Consider the following 7,755-nt stretch of genomic DNA (forward strand, 5'->3'; position numbering starts at 1 on the left):
CCGACTCAGATCGGCACTCAACAATAAGCTGAAGTGATTAGCAGGAGACACGATGAGTACGCAGCCTTCGATCAATGGATCGGTGCCACAGCGCCTGGCGCAAACCCGCGAACTGATGAGCCGTGAAGGCATTCATGCCTTGCTGGTGCCGTCGGCCGATCCGCACCTGTCGGAATACTTGCCGGGCTACTGGCAGGGACGGCAGTGGTTGTCGGGTTTCCATGGTTCGGTCGGCACACTGATCGTGACCCCGGATTTTGCCGGCGTCTGGGCAGACAGTCGTTATTGGGAGCAAGCGACCAAGGAACTCAAGGGCAGCGGCATCGAACTGGTCAAGCTGCAACCAGGTCAACCTGGTCCATTGGATTGGCTGGCCGAGCAAACCCCTGAAGGCGGCGTCGTCGCGGTGGACGGTGCGGTGATGGCCGTGGCGTCGGCGCGTACGCTGGGTGGCAAACTCGAAGATCGCGGCGCCCGCCTGCGTACCGACATCGATCTGTTGAGCGAAGTCTGGAGCGATCGCCCGACGCTGCCAAATGAGCCTATCTATCAGCATTTGCCACCACAGGCGACGGTCAGCCGTGGCGAGAAACTGGCGAACCTGCGCAAGGTGATGAAGGATCGTGGCGCTGACTGGCATTTTGTCGCCACCCTCGATGACATCGCCTGGTTGTTCAATCTGCGCGGCGGCGACGTGTCGTTCAACCCGGTGTTCGTGTCCTTCGCCTTGATCAGCCAGGAGCAGGCCACCCTGTTCGTGGCCCTGAGCAAAGTCGATGCCGAACTGCGTGCGGTGCTTGAACAGGACGGCGTGACCCTGCGCGATTACAGTGAAGTGGCCACAGCCTTGCGCGCCGTGCCAAGCGGCGCGAGCCTGCAAGTCGATCCGGCGCGCGTCACCGCCGGTTTGCTGGACAACCTCGACAACGGCGTAAAACTGGTCGAAGGCCTGAACCCGACCACGCTCGCCAAGTCGCAAAAAAGCCTGGCCGATGCCGAGCATATTCGTCAGGCCATGGAGCAGGACGGCGCCGCCCTGTGCGAATTCTTCACCTGGCTGGACTCGGCCCTGGGTCGTGAGCGCATCACCGAACTGACCATCGACGAACACCTCACGGCCGCACGCACCCGACGTCCGGGCTACGTGTCGCTGAGCTTCAACACCATTGCCGCGTTCAACGCCAATGGCGCGATGCCGCACTACCACGCCACCGAAGAAGAGCACGCAGTGATCGAGGGTGACGGTCTGTTGTTGATCGACTCCGGCGGTCAGTATCTCGGTGGCACCACCGACATCACGCGAATGGTGCCCGTCGGTACTCCGACGGACGAACAGAAACGCGATTGCACACGCGTGCTCAAAGGCGTGATCGCGCTGTCTCGCGCGCAATTCCCTCGGGGGATTCTGTCGCCCTTGCTCGACGCCATCGCTCGCGCGCCGATCTGGGCTGAAAGCGTCGACTACGGTCACGGCACCGGCCATGGCGTTGGCTACTTCCTCAACGTTCACGAAGGCCCGCAAGTCATCGCCTATCAGGCCGCTGCTACTCCGCAGACCGCGATGCAACCGGGCATGATCACCTCCATCGAGCCGGGCACTTATCGTCCAGGGCGTTGGGGGGTGCGGATCGAGAACCTGGCGCTGAACCGTGAGGCGGGCTCCAGCGAATTTGGTGAGTTCCTGAAGTTCGAAACCCTGACACTGTGCCCGATCGACACCCGATGCCTCGAGCCGTCGCTGCTGACCCTGGAAGAGAAGCAGTGGTTCAACGCCTACCACGCCGAAGTGCGCGAGCGCTTGAGCCCGTTGCTCGAGGGCGCTGCCCTTGAGTGGTTGAATACCCGCACCGCGGCTATTTGACGGGTTGGAGTTCAGGCGCTTGTTCGAGCGCCTGACTCATGTAATCGACAAAAGCTCTGACCCTGGCGGATTGGCGACGGTTCGCCGGGGACACTGCATGAATCGGCAGCGACTGTGCGGTGTAGTCTTGCAAAATCGCCTTCACTCGACCGGCCTTCAGATCGTCGCTGAATAGCCACACCGGCGACAGCGCAATTCCCAATCCCCCCAGCACCATCTCGCGAATGGCCTCGGAGTTGTTGCTTTGCGCATTACCCCTGATGCGCACTTCGTGGCGCTGGTTGCCTCTTTCGTAATGCCATAGGTTCTGACTGTTCAGCAAATTGAATTGCAGGCAATTGTGCGCGCCGAGTTCTTCCGGGGTGTGCGGCTGGCCGTGTTGTTTGAGGTAGTCCGGTGCCGCAACGGTGATCCGGTGGGTGGTGCCAATGTGACGCGCGAGCAGGCCACTGTCGATCAACTCGCCGATTCTGAACGTCACGTCCAGCCCTTCACTGACCAAATCCTGATTTTGATCGCTGAGTTGCAGGTCAATCTGAACCTGAGGGTGCGTTTTGAGAAACTCAGGGAGTCGCGGTGCAATGTGCAAGCGCCCAAAACTCACGGAAGAACCGATTTTCAGGTTGCCGGCGACGGATTCGCGATCCGATCGAAATCGCTGTTCCGCCGCGTCCACTGCGGCGAGGATCTGCCGACATTCGTTGTAGTAGCGCTGACCTTCATCAGTCAGAGACAGTTGGCGGGTGCTGCGGCTAATCAGCTTGGCGCCCAGTCTGGTTTCCAGCGCCCTTAGCAGTTTGCTGATGGTCGGCTGGCTGGTCTGCATTTCCCGGGCTACGGCCGAGAAGCTGCCTCGTTCGACGACCCGGACGAAAGTGGCCATTGCGTTGAGTGTGTCCACGGGAGTTCTCATTGATGCCGTATGGGCATGATCACTATAGCGATATAGCGTCTTATCGGCATGAGTGAACAGGAAGAAGATAAATCCCACATCCACTTCTCACGGAATTTGCCGAAATGACTGACTCACTTGAAATGCGCGCTCTGATGGTTGACTCGGCCAACGGCCCTTTACGCTTGGTTTCCCTGTCGCGGCCGGTGCCGGGGGCGGGCCAAGTGCTGGTGAGGATCAAGGCCAGCGGGCTGAATCCGCTGGATGCAAAGATTCGTTCGGGACAGGCGGCTCATGCACGGCAGCCTTTGCCGACTGTGTTGGGCATGGACCTCGCGGGGATCGTTGAGACGACAGGAGAGGGCGTCAGCGAGTGGCAGCCGGGGGATGAGGTCTATGCGATGGCGACCGGAATCGGTGGTGCGCAGGGCTCACTCGCGGAGTTCGCGGTCGTCGATTCGCGGCTTCTGGCGTACAAACCGAAAAATCTGAGCATGCGCGAGGCCGCAGGGTTGCCGTTGGTATTGATCACGGCGTGGGAAGGGCTGGTTGATCGGGCTCGGGTTCGGGCCGGTCAAAAAGTGCTTATTCACGGTGGCGCGGGTGGCGTCGGGCACGTGGCTGTGCAAATTGCCCGCGCTTTCGGCGCAGAAGTGTTCGCGACGGGTTCAGCGGGTCATAAGGGGATCATTGAAAGCTTCGGTGCAACGTTCATCGATTATCGTGCGTCTTCGGTGGAGGACTATGTGGCTGAGTTCACTTCGGGGGAGGTCTTTGATGTCGTCTATGACACGGTGGGCGGTGGCGTATTGGATGATTCCTTCAAGGCAGTTCGGGTTTATGAAGGGCATGTGGTGAGTTGTCTGGGATGGGGGCAACACAGCCTTGCGCCGTTGTCGTTTCGTGGGGCGAGTTATTCCGGGGTGTTTACGCTGTTGCCGCTGTTGACCGGCAAAGGGTATGAGCATCATGGCCAGATTCTTCAGGACGCGATGCGATTGATTGAGGCGGGTCAGTTGAAACCGCTGCTCGATCCTCGGCAGTTCACGCTGGAAACTGCCGAGGCCGCTCATGTGTTGCTCGTTGAGGGCGGTGCGCAGGGTCGGTTGGTGGTCGAGATTTAACTCAGGGCTTCAACCACGAAGTCCAGCCGATCCTGGCCGAAGAACAACTGATTGCCGACGAACATGCTCGGCGCACCGAAGACTCCGCGCTGTACCGCTTTCTCGGTATTGTCCTTGAGGGCGGCTTTGACCTCTTCGTCGGCGGTCAGGGTGAGAACTTCATCGGGGTCAAACCCGTTTTGTGTCAACACGGCGGCGACGGTGGCCGGGTCATCGAGGCTGCGGCCTTCGACCCAGAGGGCCGTAAACAGACAGTCGATAAACGCCAGGAAGCGCTCGGGTTGACGTAACTGAATCCCGGTCACTGCGCGCATGAGCATCAAGGTGTTGATGGGGAAATGCGGATTGAATTTCAGCGGCACCCCATAGCGTTTTGCATAGCGGTCAAGGTCTTGAAACATATAGCGGCCCTTCGCCGGGATGACCGCTGGCGAAGCATTGCCGGTGGCTTTGAAGACGCCACCCAGCAGCATGGGCGTGTAAATCAGTTGGCTGCCGGTTTGCTCACAGATTTTGGGGAGCTGGGTATACGCCAGGTAGGTGGCCGGGCTGCCGAGGTCGAAAAAGAACTCCACGTTTTTGCTCATGGTCGGTGCGCTCTGTTTATTGTTGTAGGGGAGGGCTTACCAGCGTTCGCTCCAGGGCCGTAAATCCAGCTCGAACGTCCAGGCGTCCCGTGGCTGGCTGTGCAGGTACCAATAGTTCTCGGCGATGTGCTCGGGGTTGAGAATGCCATCTTCATCCTTGGTTGCGTATTTTTCCGGAAAGCTCTCTCGGATGAAATCGGTATCGATAGCGCCGTCGACGACGACGTGAGCAACATGAATGTTCATGGGGCCGAGTTCACGCGCCATGCTTTGAGCCAGGGCTCGAATGCCGTGCTTGGCGCCGGCGAATGCTGCAAATCCCGCGGCACCGCGCATACCCGCGGTGGCTCCGGTGAACAGGATAGTGCCCCGTTGGCGCTTGGCCATGCGCTTGGCGACTTCACGAGCATTGAGAAAACCTGAAAAACAGGCCATTTCCCAAATCTTGAAATACTTGCGGGCCGTTTCTTCAAGAATGCTGCAGGGCACATTCGCGCCGATATTGAACACAAACGCTTCGATGGGCCCGATCTCACTTTCGATCTGTTCGACTAACGCAATCACCTCCTCTTCCTTGCGCGCATCGCAGGCAAAACCGTGGGCGTCGCCGCCATTGGCATTGATGGCGTCGACCAGCGGCTGAAGTTTATCTGCGCTGCGACGGGTAACACAGGCGACGTAGCCTTCCTGGGCAAAACGCTTGGCAATGGCGCCGCCGGTGGCATCGCCCGCCCCGACAACCAGTACGACCTTCTTGTTATTCATGGGTTGATCCCTTTGCTAAACGATCGTTAACTGAACGAACGTTATGCTACGATTTGGCACACGTCAAGACGATCAATCCTGAGGAAAGGGCAATGCGCTACTCGGCCAGTCACAAGTTGGAAACCAAAGAGAAACTGCTGGAAAGCAGCGCGCTATCAGCCAAGAAGTCAGGTTTTTCCACGGTCGGTGTCGACGGTTTGATGAAGGCGATCGGCTTGAGTGGCGGGGCTTTCTACAGTCATTTTTCGTCGAAAGATGAACTGTTCGCCTCAATCGTCGAGCGTGAGCTGTGCCAAAGCCTAGAGCGATTAAGCGCCGATCAGGGGCGCGAAAAGCTCGAGCGGTGCCTCAAGCATTACCTGAGCATGGCGCATGTCGAGCATCCAGAATCCGGCTGCGCGTTACCCGCGTTGGGTGCAGAGATCGCTCGTTCGGATGTGCTGGTTCGTCAGAAGGCGGAGCGCTGGATTTGTCAGCTACAGGAGAGTTGGGCGCGCATCCTGGAGAGCGACAGCCTGGCTTGGGCCATTTTGTCGCAATGTATCGGAGCTTTGGTGGTCGCGCGGATGCTGGCGACACCAGACATCCAGCGTAATGTATTGAAGTCCAGTTACGATGAGATTGGCCGCCAGATTGCCGGGCGGCAGCAACCTACTTGCAAATGACGATCATGCTGCGGCTGGTGTAGCCGGCGGGATTGAGGCCGAACGGATAATCACCTGGTTCTTCCACCGCGTCCCCCGACTTGGCGATGACCTTGTACCCCTTGGGTGCGCACGAGTTGGCGGCGCTGGTGTAGCACTTGTCCCACGAGGATGAGAGCCCTGAACAGTTGATATGCAGCCCTTTCTTGCCATGTTTGACTGATGTTTTCGAGGTCGCTGCGCAGCCCGCAACTGCAAGTACGGCGATCAATATCAAAATTCGTTTCATTGCTGTCCTTATAGCGTTCCCGGGTCTTGCGCCCGGGTCTGGCTGCATTCGCTTTCGCTGAAGCGTTCTGATGTCCCTATCCTGAAAAAATCCATGTCTGGCACTGGGTTGCGGGCCTAAACATGGCCTAATTGAGCGGCAATTACCAGACCTGCGTCAAATCCTGTATCAATCTGCCGCAACCGCTGGCTTGGCACTGCTGCCCATGGTCATGGTCGCACCCACAGAAGCCAGAATGATGCACAAGATAGCCAGCCACTGTGACAGTGAAAGGTATTCGTGGAGGAACAACAGGCCTGACAGCGCGCCAATCGCAGGTTCGATGCTCATTAATGTGCCAAACGTGCGGGCTGGCATTCGGGTGAGAGCGATCATCTCCAGTGTGTAGGGCAGGGCGGTGGACAGAATGGCTACGCCGATAGCCACGGGGATCAGCGATGGAGTCAGCAGCGCGGCACCGGCATGGACGATGCCAATAGGGGCTACGAACAATGCAGCAATCATCACGCCCAATGCCGCGGTCTGCACACCGTTGTCGGCGCCGGCCTTTTGCCCGAAAAGAATGTATAGCGCCCAGCAGACTCCTGCGCCTAACGCATAGCCGGCACCTTCAAGGTCAATCCCGGTAGTTGTCGCTCCTGTAGGGATCAAGAGCAGCAAGCCGATAGCCGCGAGTGCTATCCACAAAAAGTCGATCGCGCGTCGCGATGCATAGATCGCCACCGCTAGAGGCCCGGTAAACTCCAGGGCTACGGCAATGCCCAAGGGGACGGTGCGTAACGACATATAGAAGAGGAAGTTCATGCCACCCAGCGCCATACCATAGATGATGACGGTGCGCAGGGATTTGGCAGTGAGCTTCGCCCGCCATGGCCGAAGCATGAGTAGCATGATCACGCTGGCGAACATCAGACGCAGGGTGGTGGTTCCTTGAGCACCAATAACCGGGAACATGCTTTTGGCCAGAGACGCTCCGGACTGGATCGAGGCCATGGCTATTATTAGCAGGCCTACCGAGAACAAGGTCGAGGCAAGGCTACGGGGCTGATCATTCATTGCGTGGCATCGTCCGAAATTGGAAACGAGAGTATTGATGTCGTGCGGTTGGGCAATATAGTGCGCATTCATGGCGGGCGCGTCTATATATAGCAGTGATTTTGGATTGATCGATAGAAAAACCAAATCAGTGCTTGACGACAGATTCTGGATGTCTATAATTCGCCCCACTTCCGGCGCAGTCGAAACGGAAAACTCCTTGGTAAACAAAGAGTTACGCAGTTTTCGGCAGCAAGCGGCTTCAGGTCATCGAAGCGCGAAAGGAGTTGAAAAAGAGGTGTTGACAGCAGCGTGTAACGCTGTAGAATTCGCCTCCCGCTACCGAGTGATCGGAAGCGCAAGTGGTTGAAGTTGTTAAAGATTTCCAAGCGAAACTTTGAAAACTTCTGAAAATAACCGCTTGACAGCAACAGAGGCTGCTGTAGAATGCGCGCCTCGGTTGAGACGAAAGATCTTAACCAACCGCTCTTTAACAACTGAATCAAGCAATTCGTGTGGGTGCTTGTGGAGTCAGACTGATAGTCAACAAGATTATCA

At 57.8% G+C, this 7,755-nt stretch carries 8 protein-coding genes; 3 read left to right on the top strand and 5 right to left on the bottom strand.

The window, feature by feature from the left end:
• Window positions 1-52: 52 nt before the first annotated feature.
• Window positions 53-1,861: an aminopeptidase P family protein gene (locus tag EAH78_RS28100; protein ID WP_140671050.1), complete on the top strand. Its 1,809-nt coding sequence runs from the start codon at window positions 53-55 to the stop codon at window positions 1,859-1,861.
• Here EAH78_RS28100 and EAH78_RS28105 read toward each other — a convergent pair.
• A complete protein-coding gene (locus tag EAH78_RS28105; protein ID WP_193560107.1) occupies window positions 1,854-2,774 on the bottom strand; it encodes a LysR family transcriptional regulator in 921 nt (306 codons plus the stop codon). The two genes, EAH78_RS28100 and EAH78_RS28105, sit on opposite strands and share 8 nt — an antisense overlap.
• A gap of 104 nt (window positions 2,775-2,878) precedes the next feature.
• Between EAH78_RS28105 and EAH78_RS28110 the strand changes: the two genes are divergently transcribed.
• Window positions 2,879-3,877: a zinc-dependent alcohol dehydrogenase family protein gene (locus EAH78_RS28110; protein ID WP_140671054.1), complete on the top strand. Its 999-nt coding sequence runs from the start codon at window positions 2,879-2,881 to the stop codon at window positions 3,875-3,877.
• Here the strand turns inward: EAH78_RS28110 and EAH78_RS28115 are convergent.
• Together EAH78_RS28115 and EAH78_RS28120 are read right to left on the bottom strand one after the other, a co-directional pair.
• Window positions 3,874-4,464 carry a 2-hydroxychromene-2-carboxylate isomerase gene (locus EAH78_RS28115; protein ID WP_140671056.1) on the bottom strand — a complete coding sequence of 197 codons (591 nt, stop codon included), beginning with the start codon at window positions 4,462-4,464 and terminating at the stop codon, window positions 3,874-3,876. The two genes, EAH78_RS28110 and EAH78_RS28115, sit on opposite strands and share 4 nt — an antisense overlap.
• A gap of 36 nt (window positions 4,465-4,500) precedes the next feature.
• Window positions 4,501-5,229 carry an SDR family oxidoreductase gene (locus EAH78_RS28120; RefSeq protein ID WP_140671058.1) on the bottom strand — a complete coding sequence of 243 codons (729 nt, stop codon included), beginning with the start codon at window positions 5,227-5,229 and terminating at the stop codon, window positions 4,501-4,503.
• 92 nt (window positions 5,230-5,321) lie between these two features.
• On the opposite strand from EAH78_RS28120, the gene EAH78_RS28125 reads away from it, so the two are divergent.
• Complete coding sequence (locus EAH78_RS28125; protein ID WP_140671061.1) at window positions 5,322-5,894, top strand: TetR/AcrR family transcriptional regulator; 573 nt, start codon at window positions 5,322-5,324, stop codon at window positions 5,892-5,894.
• Here EAH78_RS28125 and EAH78_RS28130 read toward each other — a convergent pair.
• Together EAH78_RS28130 and rhtA are read right to left on the bottom strand one after the other, a co-directional pair.
• Complete coding sequence (locus EAH78_RS28130) at window positions 5,881-6,162, bottom strand: hypothetical protein (RefSeq protein WP_027925802.1); 282 nt, start codon at window positions 6,160-6,162, stop codon at window positions 5,881-5,883. The two genes, EAH78_RS28125 and EAH78_RS28130, sit on opposite strands and share 14 nt — an antisense overlap.
• Before the next feature lie 168 nt (window positions 6,163-6,330).
• Window positions 6,331-7,218: a threonine/homoserine exporter RhtA gene (gene rhtA / locus EAH78_RS28135; RefSeq protein ID WP_140671077.1), complete on the bottom strand. Its 888-nt coding sequence runs from the start codon at window positions 7,216-7,218 to the stop codon at window positions 6,331-6,333.
• Window positions 7,219-7,755: the final 537 nt, after the last annotated feature.

Origin of the sequence: Pseudomonas arsenicoxydans (assembly GCF_006438915.1) — a bacterium.
In the GTDB taxonomy this organism is placed as follows: domain Bacteria; phylum Pseudomonadota; class Gammaproteobacteria; order Pseudomonadales; family Pseudomonadaceae; genus Aquipseudomonas; species Aquipseudomonas arsenicoxydans_A.

Coding starts and splice junctions, on each gene's coding strand:
- EAH78_RS28100 (WP_140671050.1), top strand. CDS start 53: ATGAGTACGCAGCCTTCGATCAATGGATCGGTGCCACAGCGCCTGGCG.
- EAH78_RS28105 (WP_193560107.1), bottom strand. CDS start 2,774: ATGAGAACTCCCGTGGACACACTCAACGCAATGGCCACTTTCGTCCGG.
- EAH78_RS28110 (WP_140671054.1), top strand. CDS start 2,879: ATGACTGACTCACTTGAAATGCGCGCTCTGATGGTTGACTCGGCCAAC.
- EAH78_RS28115 (WP_140671056.1), bottom strand. CDS start 4,464: ATGAGCAAAAACGTGGAGTTCTTTTTCGACCTCGGCAGCCCGGCCACC.
- EAH78_RS28120 (WP_140671058.1), bottom strand. CDS start 5,229: ATGAATAACAAGAAGGTCGTACTGGTTGTCGGGGCGGGCGATGCCACC.
- EAH78_RS28125 (WP_140671061.1), top strand. CDS start 5,322: ATGCGCTACTCGGCCAGTCACAAGTTGGAAACCAAAGAGAAACTGCTG.
- EAH78_RS28130 (WP_027925802.1), bottom strand. CDS start 6,162: ATGAAACGAATTTTGATATTGATCGCCGTACTTGCAGTTGCGGGCTGC.
- rhtA (WP_140671077.1), bottom strand. CDS start 7,218: ATGAATGATCAGCCCCGTAGCCTTGCCTCGACCTTGTTCTCGGTAGGC.